Origin of the sequence: Bradyrhizobium sp. Cp5.3, from assembly GCF_000426265.1 — a bacterium.
GTDB lineage: Bacteria > Pseudomonadota > Alphaproteobacteria > Rhizobiales > Xanthobacteraceae > Bradyrhizobium > Bradyrhizobium neotropicale.
Window position 1 is genome coordinate 126,682 of the sequence record NZ_AUFA01000003.1, and the last position, 18,740, is coordinate 145,421.

At 63.5% G+C, this 18,740-nt stretch carries 19 protein-coding genes; 15 read left to right on the top strand and 4 right to left on the bottom strand.

Going from position 1 to position 18,740, the window contains the following annotated elements; genetic code table 11:
* Positions 1-48: 48 nt before the first annotated feature.
* From K289_RS0105895 to K289_RS0105910, 4 genes are all read right to left on the bottom strand, one after another.
* On the bottom strand, positions 49-1,077 hold the full coding sequence (locus tag K289_RS0105895) for an ABC transporter permease (protein ID WP_027550643.1): 1,029 nt from the start codon (positions 1,075-1,077) through the stop codon (positions 49-51).
* Between the two features lie 12 nt (positions 1,078-1,089).
* Complete coding sequence (locus tag K289_RS0105900; RefSeq protein WP_027550644.1) at positions 1,090-2,592, bottom strand: sugar ABC transporter ATP-binding protein; 1,503 nt, start codon at positions 2,590-2,592, stop codon at positions 1,090-1,092.
* A 6-nt stretch (positions 2,593-2,598) separates the two neighbouring features.
* Positions 2,599-3,621 (bottom strand): sugar ABC transporter substrate-binding protein, encoded by a 1,023-nt coding sequence (locus K289_RS0105905; protein WP_027550645.1) that lies wholly within the window; start codon positions 3,619-3,621, stop codon positions 2,599-2,601.
* 141 nt (positions 3,622-3,762) lie between these two features.
* Positions 3,763-4,167: a globin gene (locus K289_RS0105910; protein ID WP_027550646.1), complete on the bottom strand. Its 405-nt coding sequence runs from the start codon at positions 4,165-4,167 to the stop codon at positions 3,763-3,765.
* Positions 4,168-4,648: 481 nt separating this feature from the next.
* Between K289_RS0105910 and K289_RS0105915 the strand changes: the two genes are divergently transcribed.
* From K289_RS0105915 to K289_RS0105985, 15 genes are all read left to right on the top strand, one after another.
* The gene (locus tag K289_RS0105915) at positions 4,649-5,026 is read left to right on the top strand and encodes a DUF2946 domain-containing protein (RefSeq protein WP_027550647.1); all 378 of its coding nucleotides are present in this window, start codon (positions 4,649-4,651) and stop codon (positions 5,024-5,026) included.
* 2 nt (positions 5,027-5,028) lie between these two features.
* Positions 5,029-6,081: a hypothetical protein gene (locus K289_RS43935; protein ID WP_245283849.1), complete on the top strand. Its 1,053-nt coding sequence runs from the start codon at positions 5,029-5,031 to the stop codon at positions 6,079-6,081.
* A 39-nt stretch (positions 6,082-6,120) separates the two neighbouring features.
* On the top strand, positions 6,121-6,453 hold the full coding sequence (locus tag K289_RS0105925; protein ID WP_245283850.1) for a copper resistance CopC family protein: 333 nt from the start codon (positions 6,121-6,123) through the stop codon (positions 6,451-6,453).
* A 14-nt stretch (positions 6,454-6,467) separates the two neighbouring features.
* Complete coding sequence (gene copD, locus K289_RS43940) at positions 6,468-7,400, top strand: copper homeostasis membrane protein CopD (RefSeq protein ID WP_051310500.1); 933 nt, start codon at positions 6,468-6,470, stop codon at positions 7,398-7,400.
* A 90-nt stretch (positions 7,401-7,490) separates the two neighbouring features.
* Positions 7,491-7,868 (top strand): DUF2946 domain-containing protein, encoded by a 378-nt coding sequence (locus tag K289_RS0105935; RefSeq protein WP_027550649.1) that lies wholly within the window; start codon positions 7,491-7,493, stop codon positions 7,866-7,868.
* Positions 7,869-7,959: 91 nt separating this feature from the next.
* Complete coding sequence (locus K289_RS0105940; protein ID WP_027550650.1) at positions 7,960-10,359, top strand: TonB-dependent receptor domain-containing protein; 2,400 nt, start codon at positions 7,960-7,962, stop codon at positions 10,357-10,359.
* 26 nt (positions 10,360-10,385) lie between these two features.
* Positions 10,386-11,597, top strand: a complete 1,212-nt coding sequence (locus K289_RS0105945) for a sialidase family protein (protein WP_027550651.1) — start codon at positions 10,386-10,388, stop codon at positions 11,595-11,597.
* Positions 11,594-12,091: a TlpA disulfide reductase family protein gene (locus tag K289_RS0105950; RefSeq protein ID WP_027550652.1), complete on the top strand. Its 498-nt coding sequence runs from the start codon at positions 11,594-11,596 to the stop codon at positions 12,089-12,091. The genes K289_RS0105945 and K289_RS0105950 overlap by 4 nt, the downstream gene beginning before the upstream one ends.
* 29 nt (positions 12,092-12,120) lie before the next feature.
* Complete coding sequence (locus tag K289_RS0105955) at positions 12,121-12,654, top strand: copper chaperone PCu(A)C (RefSeq protein ID WP_027550653.1); 534 nt, start codon at positions 12,121-12,123, stop codon at positions 12,652-12,654.
* Positions 12,655-12,665: 11 nt separating this feature from the next.
* Complete coding sequence (locus K289_RS0105960; protein WP_035684112.1) at positions 12,666-13,088, top strand: hypothetical protein; 423 nt, start codon at positions 12,666-12,668, stop codon at positions 13,086-13,088.
* Positions 13,089-13,108: 20 nt separating this feature from the next.
* Positions 13,109-13,624 (top strand): YcnI family protein, encoded by a 516-nt coding sequence (locus K289_RS0105965; protein WP_027550655.1) that lies wholly within the window; start codon positions 13,109-13,111, stop codon positions 13,622-13,624.
* On the top strand, positions 13,624-15,186 hold the full coding sequence (locus K289_RS0105970; RefSeq protein ID WP_027550656.1) for a CopD family protein: 1,563 nt from the start codon (positions 13,624-13,626) through the stop codon (positions 15,184-15,186). The genes K289_RS0105965 and K289_RS0105970 overlap by 1 nt, the downstream gene beginning before the upstream one ends.
* 153 nt (positions 15,187-15,339) lie before the next feature.
* On the top strand, positions 15,340-16,659 hold the full coding sequence (gene proS, locus K289_RS0105975) for a proline--tRNA ligase (RefSeq protein ID WP_027550657.1): 1,320 nt from the start codon (positions 15,340-15,342) through the stop codon (positions 16,657-16,659).
* A gap of 73 nt (positions 16,660-16,732) precedes the next feature.
* Positions 16,733-18,013, top strand: coding sequence for a lipoprotein-releasing ABC transporter permease subunit (locus K289_RS0105980; protein WP_027550658.1), 1,281 nt, complete (start codon positions 16,733-16,735; stop codon positions 18,011-18,013).
* A gap of 7 nt (positions 18,014-18,020) precedes the next feature.
* A complete protein-coding gene (locus K289_RS0105985; RefSeq protein WP_027550659.1) occupies positions 18,021-18,722 on the top strand; it encodes an ABC transporter ATP-binding protein in 702 nt (233 codons plus the stop codon).
* The last annotated feature ends 18 nt before the right edge of the window (positions 18,723-18,740 follow it).

Genomic DNA, 18,740 nt, shown 5'->3' on the forward strand with positions numbered 1-18,740 from the left:
CTCACGTGGGGAGAAAGGCCCCTCAACCGCCACCGTAAGAACGTCCATCTACTCCGCCGCCTTCTCCCGCAGCCGCTGAGCATAGACGTTGATGATCAGCGCCGCCAGCAGGATCAGGCCGCGGATCAGGATCTTCCGGAAGCTGTCGATGTTGACGTGGTCGAGTCCGTTGTTGAGGACGCCAAGCACGAACAGGCCGACGATGGTGTTGCCGATGCCGCCGCGGCCGCCGAACAGGCTGGTGCCGCCGACAACGACGGCGGCGATGGAATCGAGCAGGTAGGTGTCGAACTCGTTCTGCTGCGCGCTGCCGAAATGGGCCACACCCAGCATGCCGCCGATGCCGGAGCACACCGCCGAGATCACCATTACCGCGCCGAGGATGAGCTTGACGTTGAGTCCGGAATATTCAGCCGCCTCGCGGTTGCCGCCCACCATGTAGACGTAGCGGCCGAAGCGCGTGTAGGTCAGCACCAGATGGCCGCCGAGCAGCATCACCGCGGCGACGACGACGATCCACGGAATGCCGCCGATCGAGCCGGAGCCGAGCGTCGCGATCAGATCGGGCACCTTGTAGGCGATCTGGCCACGCACCAGCAGCGCGGAGATGCCGGCCGCGATCTGCATCATCGCCAGCGTCATGATGAAGGAGGGGATGCCGATCACGGTCAGTCCCAGCGCATTGACGAGCCCGAGCAGGGCGCAGAGCAGGATTGACAGCAGGATTGCGGCGACGCCGGGCAAGGGCACGTTGGCGATGTTGACGTAGGATTCCTGCAGCGTGAAGTAGGCGACCGCGATGCCGGTGACGTTGGCGATGCTGGCGATCGACAGATCGATCTCGGCGCAGAGGATCACGAAGGTGAGCCCAACCGCGATGATGCCGGTCACCGACACCTGCGTCAGGATGTTGCCGAGATTGTCGAGCGTCGCGAAGGAGGGGCTGGCGAAGGCGAAGAAGCCGGACAGGAAGATCAGGGTGAGGAACGGTGCGATGTTGCGCATCTGCGAGCGCAGGAAAGGTGCAAGGCCGCGCGCCCGCTGAGCCGCCGCTGGAACCGTCTCACTGCTCGCCATTGTGCTTCTCCGTCACGCCGCCTCCAGCAGGCGGTCCTTGCTGACCGGCTCGTTGGCAAATTCCCGCACCAGCGCGCCACGCTTGAGCACCAGGATACGGTCGGCCAGCGAGAGCACCGTCTCCGGCTCGGTCGACAGCACGATGACGGCAAGACCCTTGGCGCGGAGGTCGCGGACGATGTTGATGACGTCGTTCTTGGCGCCGACATCCATGCCGCGGGTCGGCTCGCACAGGACCAGCAGCTTGGGCGGATAGGTCAGCCATTTCGCCAGCGCGACCTTCTGCTGGTTGCCACCGGATAGCATGCCGAGGTCGAGGCCGACGACGGGCGGCCTGATCTGCAACTGCTCGACCTGGCGCTTGGCAATGTCGCGCTCCTGCACCGGCTTGAGCAGCAGCGCGGAGATGCGATCCAGGATGCTGATCGAGATGTTCTTGTAGACCGGCTCCTGGTGGAACAACATGGCGCGGCGGCTTTCCGGGACCAGCGCCACGCCCGCGCGCCGCGCCGCCGCGGTGCTGGCAAAGGTTTTTGGCGTGCCGCCCACGGCCAGCGTGCCGCTGTCCGGTTTGAGCTTGCCGAACAGGATGCGAGAGAGTTCCTGTTGCCCGCAACCCATGAAACCGTAGATGCCGAGCACCTCGCCGGCGCGCGCCTCGAAGGAAACGTCCTGGAGGCTGCGGGCCAGCGAAAGCTGGTCGACCTTCAGGACCACCTTGCTGTCGCTGGGCCGCGGCAGCATCAGATCGTCGGTATAGCTGTGCTCGAGTGCTTCGCCGCCGCGGCCGATCATGGCCTCGATCAGAGCGCCCTTGCTGGTCGCGGCGGCTGCGGTCTCGGCGACCTTCCGGCCGTTGCGGAACACGGTCACCGTGTCGGAGACGCGCAAGATGTCCTCGATGAAATGCGAGATGAAGACGATGCTGGTGCCTTCCTCGCGTAATCGTCGGAGTGTAGAGAAGAGCCGCTCGACCTCGGGCGGGGAGAGGGCGGAGGTCGGCTCGTCCAGGATGACGATGCGCGCACCCGAGAACAGAACACGGGCGATCTCGATCAGCTGCTGGAGCCCGATCGGGAGATCGGCGAGCCGCGACATCGGGTCGACGTCGATGCCGAAGCGGGCGAGCTGCTCGCCGGCCTCGCGCGCCATGCGCCGCCACTGCACGAGGCCGAATCGGTTGGTCGGCTGATTGCCCAGGAAGACGTTTTCCGCGACCGTCAGGTCGGGTGCGACGCTGAGCTCCTGGTGCACCATGGCAATGCCGGCCGCGTGAGCGTCGCGGGCCGAGCGGAAATGCGTCTCCTGCCCCTCGATCAGGAAGCGGCCGGAGAATTCGGTGTGCACGCCGGCGATGATCTTCATCAGCGTGCTTTTTCCGGCGCCGTTCTCGCCGACGAGACCGTGGATCTCGCCGGGATAGAGCGCGAAGTCGACACCACGAAGCGCTTCGACGCCGCCGAAGCTCTTCGTGATGCCCTGCAGTTCAAGGATGGGCGAGCGACCCTCGGGCATGGAGGCTCAGATCAGGAAGTGGTCTTCCATCCATTGCATGCCGGCGGCGTTGGCCTTGGTCACGACCGGTCCGTCGGTGACGACGTTCTTGGGGATGCCCTGTCCGCTCTTCTCGCCGCCGACGACTGCGGCAACGCCCGCGATGATCGCGCCGCCATGGATGCGGCAGGAGGGATTGCGGACGGTTGCGAACATGCGGCCTTCGCTCACCGCCTGGATCGCCGGCGGCATGGCATCGACGCCGCCGATCAGGATGTTGGTCCGGTTGCGGGCCTTCATGATGTTGTAGGCGGCGAGCGCCATGTCGTCATTGTGGAAGAACGCCGCGTCAATCTGCGGATATTTCGTCAGATAGGTCTCCCAGAGGCGCGCGGTCTTGGAGACGTCCCAGTCGGCCGGCTGAGTGTCGAGCACCTCGATGTTGGGGAACTGCTTGACGACCGCATTGAAGCCTTTCGCGCGGCCCTGTGCCCCGGTGTGGCCGAGCGCACCTTGCGTCATGATGATCTTGCCCTTGCCGCCCATGGCGTTGCACAGCGCCTGCGTCACCGAGGCGCCCATGAACTCGTTGTCGGGGGCAAGGAAGGAGTGGACATTGATCTGGTCGAGCGGAGCAATCAGCGTGTCCATGTCGATGACAGGCGTGCCGGCATCGATCATCTTCTGCACGGGCTGGGTGAGGGTGCCGATGCCGAAGGCCTGGATCGCGACGAAGTCCCACTTCTGCGAGGCCATGTTGTCGATCGCGGCACGCTGCTTCACGGCGTCGAGCTGGCCGTCGAACCAGGTCACCTCCACGTTGAACAGCTTGCCCCAGAACTCGGCGGCCTGCTTGCCTTGCGCGCACCACGTTGCCTGCAGGCCTGCATTGGAGAACGCTGCCTTCAGCGGCTTCTCGGATCGTCCGACTTCGGCTGCCAATGCGGGGTTTATGCCCATGCTGCCAAGCATGGCAGTCGCGGCGCCGGCGGCCGCTGCCGCCTGAAGAAGATCGCGCCTCGTCGTCGAGAAATCTTTCGTCCCGGACATCGCTCGCTCCCATATATCTTATCGTCGGCGCGTCATTGATTGCGCGGCCGAGCGGAAAGTCTCTCACAATCGATGAGTTCACGCCACCCAATCTGCAATCGCGCGGGAAATCGCCGCGGCGCCTTGGTGCAGCGCGAAGCGCTAAGCCAAAACGCTGGCGAATGCCTCGATGTCGGCGAGCAATTTGTCCCAGGCCCGCGCCACGTCAGGTGACCAGTCATCGCCGAGCAGGTCGCGCAGCGTATCCCTGATGACGGCGAAGAAGGCGATGAACAGCTCGCGGGGCGTGCCATAGGCGTCATGCGAGGACACTTCGCAGGCGATCAGCCGGAAATGCCCGCTCCGTGTCCCGGCGAAGTCGAGGATGGCCTCGATCGTCAGCGCGAGCATCGATCCCTGCACGAGTTCGCTGCCCTGCGAGCGGAACATGGCTTGTGCTTCGGGATGTTCGCGAAACAGCCGCTGATAGACCAGCGGCGTGAGGTCCGCGCAGCGCATCGCCGCGAGATCAAAGCTCAGTTCAACCGGATTGGGGGAAGCACTCATCGGCGCAGCAGGCCATGCACGCAAAAAAAGAGCGGGGCCCTGGCCCCGCTCAAAAATTGTGTCGACCCTATTATCCCCGATTCTAAGATTTGATCTTGATTGACGGGGCGACGCTGCGTTTTGCGCGTCAGGGGCTCCTCCCGAGACTTGGACCACCAGACTTCGACCTCGCGGCCAGCCTGAGCAAGAGGGATGCTAGATCAACTTTTCTCACTTGTCATCATTTTCGGCAACGATTGTTCAAAATTCGAGCAGCTGACGAAATGATCGGGCTTCTCGCTCCATAAGTATATGACAGATATAAGAAATCTGTGGATATGCCGGGCTGCGACAGCTGCCGGAAAGGCCCGACCGCGTCCTGAGCCGGGGCGCTCGCGCACAGTTTTCCGGAATTTTGCCCTAGGACAAAAAGCCGACCGAACCGACCTCGACTCGGGCTGGTTGCGGTGTTTAGTTAACGGGCGAACGAATGGTTCGGCGGATGCGCGCGCGGCTGCAAAAATTCCTACCCATCGTCCTGATCGCGCTGGCGATGCAGGTACTGGCGCCGATTGCCGCGGGCTGGGCGGCCGGTCAGGCCGTTGCCGATCCGCTCCAGATCGCCGTCATCTGTCATAGCGCAGGCGAACAGGGCGCCGGCCTCGACGATCAGACGGGAGCGCCGACTGCGCATTCCGGTGCGTGCGCGCTGTGCTGCCTCGCACAGGCCAATGCCTCCCTCGATTCGCCGCTGCCAGCGACGTTCTCGAGTCCTTTCCGCCACGCCGAGAGCGTGGTTTGGCATGACGCGGCGGACCATGTCGCCGCACCTCCTCGCGGCTCCAGCGCCCAGGCGCGCGCGCCTCCGCAGTTGGCGTGAGCATGGCGGCCGTCCGGCTGCCGAACTTGCACGTCAGTTGGCGGAGACCTTCCATGCCTATCTCTCATCCGCGTGCCAGCCTTTTGGCGGTGGCGATCGCGATTCTTCCTCTTTCCCGAAGCATGGCCCACGAAATCGTCGGCAACCGCTTCTTCCCGGCAACGCTCAGCATCGACGATCCCGGCGTCAACGATGAGCTGTCGCTTCCAACGGTCGACAGTTTCAAGACCGGCGATGTTCCGCCCGTTCGGCAGCACGACGTGTCCGGCGAGCTCTCCAAACGTATCACCGAGGATTTTGCGGTGTCGTTTGGCTCGACCTACACCTTTCTCAATCCGAGGGATCCGACTATCCCGGGCGCCAACGGATTTCAGAACCTGGAGACCACGTTCAAGTACCGAGTCTTCAGAGATCCCACGCATGAATTCGTGATGTCGGTCGGCCTCAACATCGAATGGGGCGGCACCGGCGCGCAAAACGTCGGGGCCGATCCCTTCAACACCTACACGCCGATGCTGTGGTTCGGCAAAGGTTTTGGCGACCTGCCGGACAGGTTCTCCTGGCTTCGCCCCGCGGCCATCACCGGCCAGGTCGGCTACGCGATTCCCGCCAGGAATGTCACGACCACTTTCGGGATCGATCCCGATACCGGCGATTTGACCGCCGATGCCGAATTCCATCCGCGCGTGCTGAATTGGGGGGGAACCATCCAGTACAGCCTGCCTTACCTGAAATCATCCGTCGTGGACCTCGGCTTGCCGGAGTTCCTCAATCACCTGATTCCCCTTGTCGAAGCCAATCTGCAAACACCGGTCGCGAATACGCTCACCTCGGGCACGACGACAACAGGTACCATCAATCCCGGCGTCCTCTGGGTCGGCAACAAGTATCAGGTGGGCATCGAGGCACTGATTCCGATCAACCGGCAAAGCGGAACGCATGTCGGTGTGATCGGGCAGCTGCACTTCTATCTCGACGACATTGATCCACGCGGCATAGGCAAGCCGCTCTTCGGCGGGGCGGTCCAGCCCGCCAGCCCCTTCGCAAGGAACTGACCGATGCGACGCTCATCTCTAAGTTCGATGATACCGTTCATGGTCCTGTTCCTGGCTTCGGTGATGTCCGGCGAAGCGTGCGCCCACGCCTTTCTCGACCATGCCGAGCCGCGCGTCGGCAACAAGGTCGCGAGCCCTCCGCGCGATGTGACGCTCTGGTTCACCCAGAAACTTGAGGCGGCCTTCAGTTCGATAACCGTCACGGGCCCCTCCGGGCAGCGCGTGGACGCCGGCAAGCCGCGCGTCAGCGGCGACCGGATGTCAATTTCGCTGAAGCCGGCAGGGGCGGGCACGTACCACGTGAACTGGCGCGTGCTGTCCGTGGATGCTCACACGACCGATGGGAGCTTCACGTTCCAGGTCGGTCCATGAGGGCTTAACCGCCGATGGATTGGTCAGCAGCCCAAGCGCCATTGGTCGCAACGCGCGCCGTGCATTTTGCCGCGACTGCGATCACGGTCGGAGATGTCATGTTCCGAACTGTCATCGCCGCGTCAGCCTTCCGCCCTGATGCGGCTATGCCTGCAGCGTTCAGGGCGCCGACCTTACGGGTTTCGTGGCTCGGTCTTGGAGTTGCCGTGATCTCTGGCGCGATCTGGCTGTTGCTTCAAGCCGTCTCGATGAGTGGGATGCCGCTCGATGAGGCAATGTCGGCGGACGTGTTGTCGACTGTGATCAACGAAACGCAGTTCGGTCAGGTGACGACGCTTCGGGCAGGCCTTGCAGTCTGTCTGGCCGCCTGCCTCGTCTGTCATCGCGTGACGGTCGCGCGAAGGCTCGGATTTGCGGCTGCGGTCGCATTTGCCGCCAGCCTCGCCTGGATTGGCCATGCCGGCTCGACCGCTGGCGAGGCGGGGTACCTGCATCTTGCCGCAGATGCGCTGCATCTGACGGCCACCGCGGCCTGGATCGGTGGCCTGGCGTCATTGATCCTGTTCCTGGCGGCGGCCTACCAGAGCAAGGCAGTCTCGGTCACCTGCGACGTCGTAGGGCGGTTTTCCATCATGGGCATGGTCAGTGTGATCACGCTCCTGCTCACCGGCTTCATCAACGCGGCCATCCTTGTCGGCTCGCTGCATGCGCTGGTCGTAACCGACTATGGACAGCTCTTGCTGGCCAAGCTTGTCCTCGTCGCGCTCATGCTGCTACTCGCCTTGATCAACCGATTGGTGTTGACGCCGCGACTTTCCGCGTTCGGCAACGGCGCCTTGCACTGGCTCAAGCGCAACTGCGCCATCGAGCTTGCTCTCGGCCTCGCCATTCTCGCCATTGTCGGGCTGCTTGGCACGATGCACCCTGCGATACACCTCGTGAACTGAATGATTGTTCTGCGTCAACCTGGTGCAAGAAGCGATCTCGACTCCGTGACGGATCGTGTCTAGTTGGTAAGCGAACGAATGGTTCGGCGGATGCGCGCGCGGCTGCAAAAATTCCTACCCATCGTCCTGCTCGCCTTGGCGATGCAGGTACTGGCGCCGATTGCCGCGTGCTGGGCGGCCGGTCAGGCCGTTGCCGATCCGCTCCAGACCGCCGTCATCTGTCATAGCGCAGGCGAGCAGGGCGCCGGCCTCGAGGATCAGACGGGAGCGCCGACTGCGCATTCCGGTGCGTGCGCGCTGTGCTGCCTCGCACAGGCCAATGCCTCCCTCGATTCGCCGCTGCCAGCGACGTTCTCGAGTCCTTTCCGCCACGCCGAGAGCGTGGTTTGGCATGACGCGGCGGACCATGTCGCCGCACCTCCTCGCGGCTCCAGCGCCCAGGCGCGCGCACCTCCGCAGGTTTCCTGACCTAACGACACACCGAACCGTTGGGCCGGCGCTGCCGTGCCGACGGCGTGCTCAATGAACCGGCCGACGCGCCGGACGTCAGGAATTCAAGATGTTACGTATTCGTGCGATCAGCAGCGCGAGCTTGCCCGTGCTTTGCGGCGTGCTGTCCTCGATCGGCTCCAACGCCCATGCCCAGGAGGCGCAGCAGACGCTGCCGCCGGTCACCGTTGAGGCGCCGCAGGCGGCCCGTCCCAAGCCTCCAACCCGGCCATCGAGGCCGCGCTCTGCCTCGGCCAGCCCCTCGACCAGGCCGCTCGCAGCGAATTCGACCGGCAGTGGCCCCACCCAGAATAACACCGTGACCGCCAGCGCAGCGCGAGCCAGTCTCTATCAATCGCCGACCGGTCAGACCGAAACCACCATCGATCGCTGGCAGTTCGACAACCGACCGGCGTTTTCGGTCAGCGATGTCTTGCGGGACAGTCCGGGCGTTTCGGTCAAGCAGGGGAATGGTCCCCGTGATTTCGGCATCTCGATTCGCGGATCCAACGCCCGGAACGGGTTCGGCATCCGCAATCTCGTGATTTTCGAGGACGGCTTTCCGGTGACGCAGCCGGACGGGCTGTCGCGAAGCGACCTGATCGACCCTCGTGCCTATAGCGCCATTGACGTGATCCGAGGTCCCTCGTCGGCCCTCTATGGCAACTATGCGACCGGCGGCGCGCTCAACTTTCGAACCCGGCCGGGTGGTACGATCGACGGCGTCGAATACGGAGTCGACGGCGGCAGCTATGATTACCTCAACAATTATCTGGCGGCCGGCAAGAAGGTCGGTAATTTCGAGGGCTCGCTGTTTGCGAGCGACGTGCGGGGTGATGGCTATATCGGCAACAGCTGGTTCAATACGCAGACTGTCAATTTCCTCGGAACGCTCAAGGCGACGCCGGACGATCGCTTCACGGTCAAGATCATCAACAATGATCTCAGCACGCGGTTGCCGATCCGGCAGTCGCTGAACCAGTATTATCAAAACCCCTTGCAGCAGGGCTGCGCGACCGGTGCCACGGCTGCGCCCGGATGCGGCACGGTGACCTTGTTCAACAATGGATTCAACACGGCGGCCGGCACCGACAAGGAGACGGCCGTGCAGGCCGGGCTCGGCCGCAACGACCGCCGGACCATCGTTGGCGGCCGGTGGGAGCACGATTTCGACAATACGTTGACTTGGCGAAACCAGTTCGTTTTCGACGACAGGAACATCAATCAGCCGACCGGCTCGACCAGCGCCATCGGGGATTTTCCGTCGTACAATTACATGAGCGATCTGACCAAGCGCGGCGAAATCCTCGGACTGGAGTCGACCGCGTTCTTTGGCGCCTTCTACAACACCCTGACGGCGTCGAGCGACACGCGAAACTTGATGCCCGGGGGTAACGCCACGCTCGGCCGGCTGTCGAGCAATCTCTACAGCGAAACGACCAATTACGGCGTTCGCGCGAGGGAGGAGCTCAAGCTCACCTCGTCCTTGACGGCAGTCGCGGGCATCGGGTGGGAGACCACCGTTCTGAAGGGAATAAACACGGCGTATTCATACGCTGGTCCCACTGGAATCACGACGACGGCGATCACGACTGCGGACCGCCAGTTTCAGAACACCGCACCGGAGCTGGCGCTGCTTTTCAATCTGAACAACGAATGGCTGTTTCGTGGTCGGGTTGCGACCGGGTATGGTACGCCTCAGGTTTCGAACCTCTTCGTTCTCCCGACGGGATTGTCGGGCAACAATACCCAGCTCCAAACTCAAAAAAATCTTGGCTACGACATCGGCTTCGATTGGACGCCCAACAGGACGCTTAAGCTCAGCGCAACCGGCTTCTACGAGTTCTTCCGCAACGAGATCGTCAACCAGGCAACTCCGATCGCCGGGGTAACCTTTGCGTTCAACGCGCCGCGATCGGAACATCGGGGCGTGGAGCTTGCGGCCGACTGGAAGTTCTATCCCGGCTGGCGACTCCTGGCGGCGTATACCTATCTCGACGAGGTCTATACCGAATACGTCGAGAACCTCACCAACGGGACCGTCTTCAGCTTCAATCGAGCCGGCAACAAGATTCCGGGTATCTCGCCCAACGAGCTGACGGCCCGGGTCGGCTACGACGAGTTTGCCGGGCCCCTGGCGGGCCTGGGAGCCTTTGTGGAGGTGCAGTGGAAGGACTCCTTCTACATGGACAACGCAAACCTGCTGAAGGCACCGGGCTATGAGCTGGTCAACGTGAACGTCCACTACAAGACGGATCTGCTTTCCGAGTACTTCAGATCCTTGAACCTGTTTTTTGAAGTCAGGAACGTGTTCGATCGAACCTACGTTGCCTCGGCGAACAACATCACCAACTCGGTCACAGCGGCCGGCGTTCAAAACCCCGCGAGCGTGCTGGCAAACACAACGGGATCGATCTACGCGGGCTCGCCCCGCACGTTCGTCGCGGGTATGAAGGTGGCATTCAGATGATGCGGGCTCTCGCAGGGAGTAGGGCCATGGTTCGAAGTGGCTTGCTCGGGATACTCGCTCTTGCATGTTTGCAAGGCGCAGCGCACGGACAGATGCATGGTCAGCATGCGTCCGAAGCCGCCTGCGAAGAGCCCGTGTTACGCTGTGCGACCAAGGCGACGCCTGCGTTCGGTCCCGACGGGACGCTGTGGCTGGTCTGGATGGCGGGAGGGCAGGTGTCCGTCGCAAACTCGCAGGATGCGGGACACACTTTTTCAGCGCCTGTCCAGGTCACAACAAAGGGGTTGAATCTTGATTGGGGGCCGGACGCCCGGCCCAAAATCGTGGTCGATCGTCAGGGCGGAATCGCGCTCGCGTTCGCGACATTCAGGGATGAAGCATTCAACGGTCAGGTGCTTTACACGCGCTCGGCCGACGGCGGGAAGAGTTTTGCCGAATTGAGGCCGATCACCGCAAACAATGAGAGCCAACGTTTTGAGGCGCTGGCGCTCGATCAGGATGGGACGGTCTTTGCCGCCTGGCTCGACAAGAGGAATCGTGTCCCTGCGAAGCAGGCGGGTCAGAAATACGATGGGGCAGGGCTCTTCTTCGCGTCGTCACGCGATGGCGGAGCGACCTACGCGGAGGCCCGTCTCGCGCACGACAACACCTGCGAATGTTGCCGGTTGGGTCTGGCCTTCGCGGCGGCGGGGCGGCCCGTCGTGATCTTCAGGAATATCTTCGAGGGCGGCGTACGCGATCACGCGGTGATGACGTTCACTGACGTCTCGACCCCAGGTGAAATCCATCGGGTCAGCAACGACGATTGGCAGATCAATGCGTGCCCGCATCACGGGCCGAGCCTGACGGTTGCGCCAAACGGGACCTATCACGTCGCCTGGTATACGAACGGGAAAGCGCGGAAGGGATTGTTCTACGCGCACTCGCGCGACGAGGGCCGGACATTCTCTGCGCCCATGGCGGTGGGACGGCCAGATCGCAATCCGGCGCGGCCCTTTGTGCTCGCGGGCGCAGCGGAAACGGTGATGGTCTGGAAGGAGTTCGACGGCGAGAAGACCACGGTTCAGATGATGATCTCCTGTGACGATGGTGCGACGTGGTCACCGCCCAAGACCATTTCGAGCACGACTGACACATCCGACCATCCCTTGCTCGTCTCCAATGGCCGGCAGTCCTATCTGTCATGGATGACGAAGGCGGATGGCTATCGTCTCATACCGATCGAGGACCAGCCATGAAGCGTCGAATTGCTGGCATTCTGTGCCTGGGCATCCTGCTCGCGTCGGGATCTGCTCTTGGAGCGCAGCCGGCTCTCAAACCATTCGAGCGCGGCACCTGGCAACGCGTCCTCCGGGATCATGCCGGTCGTCCAACGCTCGTGCATTTCTGGGGCGTGACTTGCGGGCCTTGCAAGGTCGAGCTGCCGCTGCTCGGGCAGTTTGCGAAAGACCACCCGGATATCGATGTCATCACGATCAGCGCCGATCTCGTGCCGAATCTGCCGGCAGCGGCGCAATCCATGCTCGACAAGGCGGGGCTGTCGTCGACCGAGAATTTCATATTCAGCGACGGCTTTGTCGAGCGATCGAGGTTCGAGATCGACCCTGCCTGGCAGGGCGACATTCCCCGGACAATGCTGATCTCTCAGAACGGGACCATCACGACGATCGAAGGTTCGGCCGAAATTGCCGATCTCGAGAAATGGTCCGCCGAACAACGCTTCTCACACTGATGCTCAGTCTGCAAAAAAGGAGACCCGACATGAAGGTTATCGTACAAAATCTGCTGCTCGCAACGTTCGCTCTCGCTCTCATCGCTGCCCCCGCACGCGCCGACGACGTCAAGGCCGGCGACCTCGTGATCTCGCAGGCCTGGAGCCGGGCGACGCCGAGCGGCGCAAAGGTCGCCGGCGGCTATCTCACCATCGAGAACAAGGGGACGGCGCCGGACAGGCTCGTCAGCGTCTCGACTGAGATTGCGGGCAAGGCCGACGTCCATGAGATGGCGATGGACAATGGCGTGATGAAGATGCGCGCGCTCGACAAGGGACTTGCGATCGATCCCGGCAAGACCATGAAGCTCGCACCCGGTGGTTTTCATTTGATGCTTCAGGAGCTGAAGGGGCCGCTCAAGCAGGGCGACAAGGTTCCGGTGACGCTGGAGTTCGAGAAGGCCGGCAAGGTCGCGATCTCCCTCGACGTCCAGGGCGTCGGCGCGCAGGCGCCCGGCGATGCAGGCCACTCCGGACACATGGAAATGAAGAAAATGCCGGATCATTCGGGAATGAAGATGTGAGGGAACCGATCATGATTCCCATGACCTTGCGCCAAACCATCAAGGGCCTTGCGCTCGGAGCAGCCGCGCTACTCGCCGTTGTCGCCACGCCGCTTGCTGCGGCGACGGACGACGACAGCTTCTTCACGCATCTGCACACCGAGAAGGCGATGGCCAATGTCACGGTCTCGCCTGGCCGCGCCGGTCCGGTCGAGATCACCATCCAGCTCGAGACCACCGACGAGGCGCCGCTAACTGCGAAAGCCGTGTCGGTGACGCTCGCGGACATGCAGACCGGCAAGAAGCTGGCGCCGGTTGAGGCCTCGCGCGACGGCGATGAGGGCTGGCGCGTGAAGGTGGCGCAGTTGACGCCCGGACGCTGGATGCTGGGTCTTGGAATTTCGATCTCCGAGGCCGATCATGTGAGCGTGGAATCGCCGATCCTGATCAAGTGACCCTGTGGAAGAGGCCGAACATGTCGAAGCGATCCTGCCTGATCCTGATCGCCGCGCTCGTCGCATCGCCGGCGGCCGCGCATGTCACTCTGGAAACGAAGCAGGCCACGGTCGGTGCATCGTACAAGGCCGTGTTCGCTGTGCCGCATGGCTGCGCGGGCTCGCCCACGGTGAAGATCCGCGTCCAGATCCCGGAAGGCGTAATCGCGGTGAAGCCGATGCCGAAGGCGGGCTGGAACGTCGACGTCGTCGAGGGCAAATATGCCAGCGAGTACGACTATCACGGCAACAAGCTCTCCTCGGGCGTCAAGGAGGTGGCGTGGTCCGGCGGCAGGCTCTCGGACAAGAACTATGACGAGTTCATCATGCATACCGTCCTCACTGACTCGCTCAAGCCGAACGCGACCTTGTATTTTCCCGTCGTCCAGGAGTGCGAGACCGGCGTCGGCCGCTGGATCGAGATCCCCACGGAGGGAGCAGGGCATTCCGAGAGCAAGTCGCCGGCACCGGGCGTAAAACTCCTGCCAAAGCCCTGATGCGCTTGCTCGGCGCGCTCGCGACGCTGCTCCTTGTCGCCGGTTTCGCGACCGGCGCCCGGGCACACGCGGCGCTGATCTCGGTCGAGCCGGCGAGCGGCAGCATCTTGACGAGCGCGCCGAAGGCGGTGGAGCTGCGCTTCAACGAGGCCGTGACGCCCGGTGCGATCCGCCTCATCGACGGTGCGGGGAGGGCGCGCGACGATACCCGCGTCGGCGCATCCGGTGAGACGATCTCGATCGCCATGCCGGCGGGCCTGCCACAGGGCACGGCGGTGGTCAGCTATCGCGTCATTTCCCAGGATGGCCACCCGGTCGCGGGATCGGTGACCTTCTCGGTCGGCGTGCCTACGGCAACGAAGCCGCCCGCAAATGCGGACGGCGGATTGAATATCCTGATCTGGCTGGCGCGGATCGGTCTCTACCTCGGGCTCTTCGTCGGCGTCGGGGGTGTGTTCTTTGCGCGCGCGATCGCCGGATCGACCGTCGGAACGGCCGTGCCGCGTGCGGCGCTCTTTGTTGGGGTGCTGGGCGCGGTGGCCTCGCTTGGTCTGTTGGGCGCCGATCTCCTCGGCCTGTCAGCTGCGGCGCTGTTGACGCCGGCGTCCTGGAAGGTCGCATTTGCGACCAGCGCCGGGCCGGCGTTGCTTGGTGCCATCGCGGCCATGCTGATCAGTCTGTTTGCGCTCCAGCGGGCGGCGCATGCATGTATGGTTTCGATGATCGCATTCGTCGGCGTTGGACTGTCGCTCGCCATGACCGGGCACGCGGCAACCGCGCCGCCCGAGATGTTGACGCGGCCGGCCATGTTCCTGCATGGCCTCGGCGTCGCCTACTGGATCGGCGCTCTCGCGCCGCTCGCCGCGCTGGCGTCGAACCCCACGGCCGCAACATTGCCAATCCTGAACCGCTTCTCTCGCATCGCCGTGCCAGTGGTCGCCGTGCTGGCTCTGACCGGCCTCGCGCTGGCGATTATCCAGCTCGAAAATCTGGCCGCGCTGGTCGAGACCCGATACGGCCTCCTCCTGTCGATCAAACTGGCGCTGGTTCTCGTGTTGCTGGCGCTCGCCGCGCTCAATCGCTTCCGTCTGACACCGGCAATCGCGGGCGATCACAAGGCCGCACCGGCGCTGAAGCGCTCGATCCTCCTCGAATGCGGAATTGCGCTCAGCATCTTCGCCGTCGTCGCCGGCTGGCGCTTCACGCCGCCGCCGCGGACCATTGTTCCGGAGACGCCACTGGCGATCCACATCCACAGCGACAAGGCGATGTTCCAGGTGCTGGTCTCGCCTGGCAAGGCCGGCACGAACGATTTCGTGCTCCAGCTCATGACCGGCGAGGCGACGCCGCTGAAGGCCAAGGAGGCGACACTGACCCTGAGCCTGCCCGAGCGCGGCATCGAGCCGATGGAGCGCGAGGCCAAGCTCGGGCCGGACGGCTACTGGCATGTGCGCAAGGCCGAGCTGCCCTTCGCCGGGAGCTGGCATGTGCGGATTGACGCTCTCGTGACCGATTTCGAGAAGATCACGCTCGAGGACGAGCTCGAGGTCGCGCCGCCGTGAGGTACCGGACAGGGCGGTTCAAGCTGAACCTGAAGTCGACGGAAAAATGACAGGAATTTCCCTGCGTTAGCAGCTTTTCCTCATTCCCGGTCTTGTGTTTTCGCTCCCAATCCGGTTTCACTGCAACCCCTCACTGATTCTTCGAGTGTCTCCATGCGGTTGTCGCGGTTCTTTCTGCCCATCCTGAAGGAAAATCCGAAAGAGGCGGAGATCGTCTCGCATCGCCTGATGCTGCGCGCCGGCATGATCCGGCAGGAAGCGGCCGGCATCTATGCCTGGCTGCCGCTGGGCTTCCGGGTGCTGAAGAAGATCGAGCAGATCGTGCGCGAGGAGCAGGACCGTTCCGGCGCGCTGGAACTGTTGATGCCGACGCTCCAGCTCGCCGACCTCTGGCGCGAGAGCGGCCGCTACGATGCCTATGGCCCGGAGATGCTGCGCATTGCCGACCGTCACAAGCGCGAGCTCCTGTACGGGCCGACCAACGAGGAAATGATCACCGAGATCTTCCGCGCCTATGTGAAGTCGTACAAGAACCTCCCGCTCAATCTCTATCATATCCAATGGAAATTCCGCGACGAGCAGCGTCCGCGCTTCGGCGTGATGCGCGGTCGCGAATTCCTGATGAAGGACGCCTATTCCTTCGATCTCAGCGAAGCGGGCGCGCGCGTCGCCTACAACAAGATGTTCGTCGCCTATTTGCGCACCTTCGCGCGGATGGGGCTGAAGGCGATCCCGATGCGCGCCGAGACCGGCCCGATCGGCGGCGATCTCAGCCACGAGTTCATCGTGCTCGCCGAAACCGGCGAATCCGGCGTGTTCATCAATCGCGACGTGCTGGATCTTCCCGTGCCGGGCGAGGACGTCGACTATGACGGCGATCTGACGCCGATCATCAGGCAATGGACGTCGGTCTACGCCGCCACCGAGGACGTCCACGACGCCGCGCGCTTCGAAAAGGAAGTGCCCGAGGACAAGCGGCTCAACACTCGCGGCATCGAGGTCGGCCAGATCTTCTATTTCGGCACGAAGTACTCCGAGCCGATGAAGGCGCTGGTGGCAGGTCCCGATGGCGTCGACGTGCCGATCCATGGTGGTTCCTACGGCGTCGGCGTCTCCCGCCTGCTCGGTGCCATCATCGAGGCCTGCCATGACGATGCCGGCATCAAATGGCCGGAGGCGGTGGCCCCGTTCCGCGCCGTGGTGCTGAACCTCAAGCAGGGCGACGCCGCGGTCGATGCGGCCTGCGAAAAGCTCTATGCCGAGCTCAGCGCCAAGGGCGTCGACGTGCTCTATGACGACACCGACCAGCGCGCCGGCGCCAAATTCGCCGCTGCCGATCTGATCGGCATTCCCTGGCAGATCATGATAGGCCCGAAGGGGCTCGCCGACGGCAAGGTCGAGATCAAGCGGCGTAGCGACGGCGCCCGCGAGACCATGTCGCCGGCCGACGCGGTCGCTCGCCTGGTCGGCTGAATATTGTTCATCGCGCGATATCGAGGCCGCCAATCCGGCCACAATTGACCCCGAATCATGGGATTATCGAGCGATGGATGAGGCCATGACCGAAACCGTGCAAACCGCGCCTTTCGCGCCATTCGAGTGGATGCTGTCGGCTCGTTACCTGCGGGCGCGCCGCAAGGAAGGATTCATCTCGGTCATCGCCGGGTTCTCCTTCCTCGGCATCATGCTCGGCGTCGCCACGCTGATCATCGTCATGGCCGTGATGAACGGCTTCCGCAAAGAGCTGCTCGACAAGATTTTGGGCCTCAACGGGCATATCCTGGTCCAGCCGCTGGAATCGCCGCTGACCGACTGGAAGGACGTCGCCGAACGCATCAGCCAGGTGCAGGGCATCCGGCTCGCGGCCCCCGTCGTCGACGGCCAGGCGCTGGCGTCCTCGCCCTGGAATGCCTCGGGCGTGCTGGTCCGCGGCATCCGCGCCGACGACCTCAACAACCTCACCTCGATTGCCAAGAACATCAAGCAGGGCTCGATCGAGGGCTTTGACGAGGGGCAGGGCGTTGCGATCGGCCGGCGGCTTGCCGACCAGTTGTCGCTCCATGCCGGCGACAGCATCACGCTGGTTGCGCCGAAGGGGGCGGTCACGCCGATGGGCACGACGCCACGCATCAAGCCATACAAGATCGTCGCCGTGTTCGAGATCGGCATGTCCGAATACGATCTCGGCTTCGTGTTCATGCCGCTTGCGGAAGCGCAGGCCTATTTCAACCGCAGCAACGACGTCACCTCGATCGAGGTGTTCACCACCAACCCCGACCGGATCGACGCCTTTCGCAAGTCGGTGACGGAGGCCGCGGGCCGCCCGGTGTTCCTGGTCGACTGGCGGCAACGCAACTCGACCTTCTTCAACGCGCTCCAGGTCGAGCGCAACGTGATGTTCCTGATCCTGACCATGATCGTGCTGGTCGCGGCGCTGAACATCGTCTCGGGCCTGATCATGCTGGTGAAGGACAAGGGCAGTGACATCGCGATCCTGCGCACGATGGGCGCCTCGCAAGGCTCGATCATGCGGATCTTCCTGATCACGGGCGCCTCGATCGGCGTGGTCGGCACGCTGGTCGGCTTCATCGTCGGGCTCGTGATCTGCCTCAACATCGAGTCGATCCGGCAGTTCCTGTCGTGGCTGACCAGCACCGAGCTGTTCTCGCCGGAGCTCTACTTCCTCTCGAAGCTGCCCGCCGAGATCGACATCGGCGAGACCACGGCGGTGGTCATCATGGCGCTGACGCTGTCGTTCCTGGCGACGCTCTACCCGTCCTGGCGCGCCGCGCGCCTCGATCCTGTCGAAGCGCTCCGGTACGAGTGAGGGGCTGATGGAGCAGCAGGGGGCTGAAGATGTACCGGTCATTTATCTCCACGAGATAAAGCGGCAGTACTTGCAGGGCGAGGCGCCGCTGACCATCCTGGACGGCGCCAAGCTGGCGCTGTGGGCCGGGCAATCGGTGGCGCTGGTGGCACCGTCGGGCTCGGGCAAGTCGACGCTGCTGCACATCGCGGGCCTTCTGGAGGCGCCCGATTCCGGCGAGGTCTATGTCGGGGGCGCGCCGACCTCGCAGCTGCCCGACATCGAGCGCACCCAGCTTCGCCGTACCGACATCGGCTTCGTCTACCAGTCGCACCGGCTCCTGCCCGAATTCACGGCGCTGGAGAACGTGATGCTGCCGCAGATGATCCGCGGCCTAAAGCGCTCCGAGAGCATCAAGCGCGCCAAGGAGATCCTGTCCTATCTCGGCCTCGGCGACCGCATCACGCACCGACCGGCGGAGCTGTCCGGCGGCGAGCAGCAGCGCGTCGCGATCGCGCGCGCGGTTGCCAATGCACCGCGCGTGCTGCTGGCGGACGAGCCGACCGGCAACCTGGATCCGCACACCGCGGACCACGTGTTCCAGGCCCTGATGCAGCTCGTCAAGGCGACCCGGGTCTCGATGCTGATCGCGACCCACAACATGGAGCTCGCCGGCCGCATGGACCGGCGCGTGTCGCTGTCGAACGGCCAGGTGGTCGAGCTCGACTAAAAACGCGAAAACAACCCC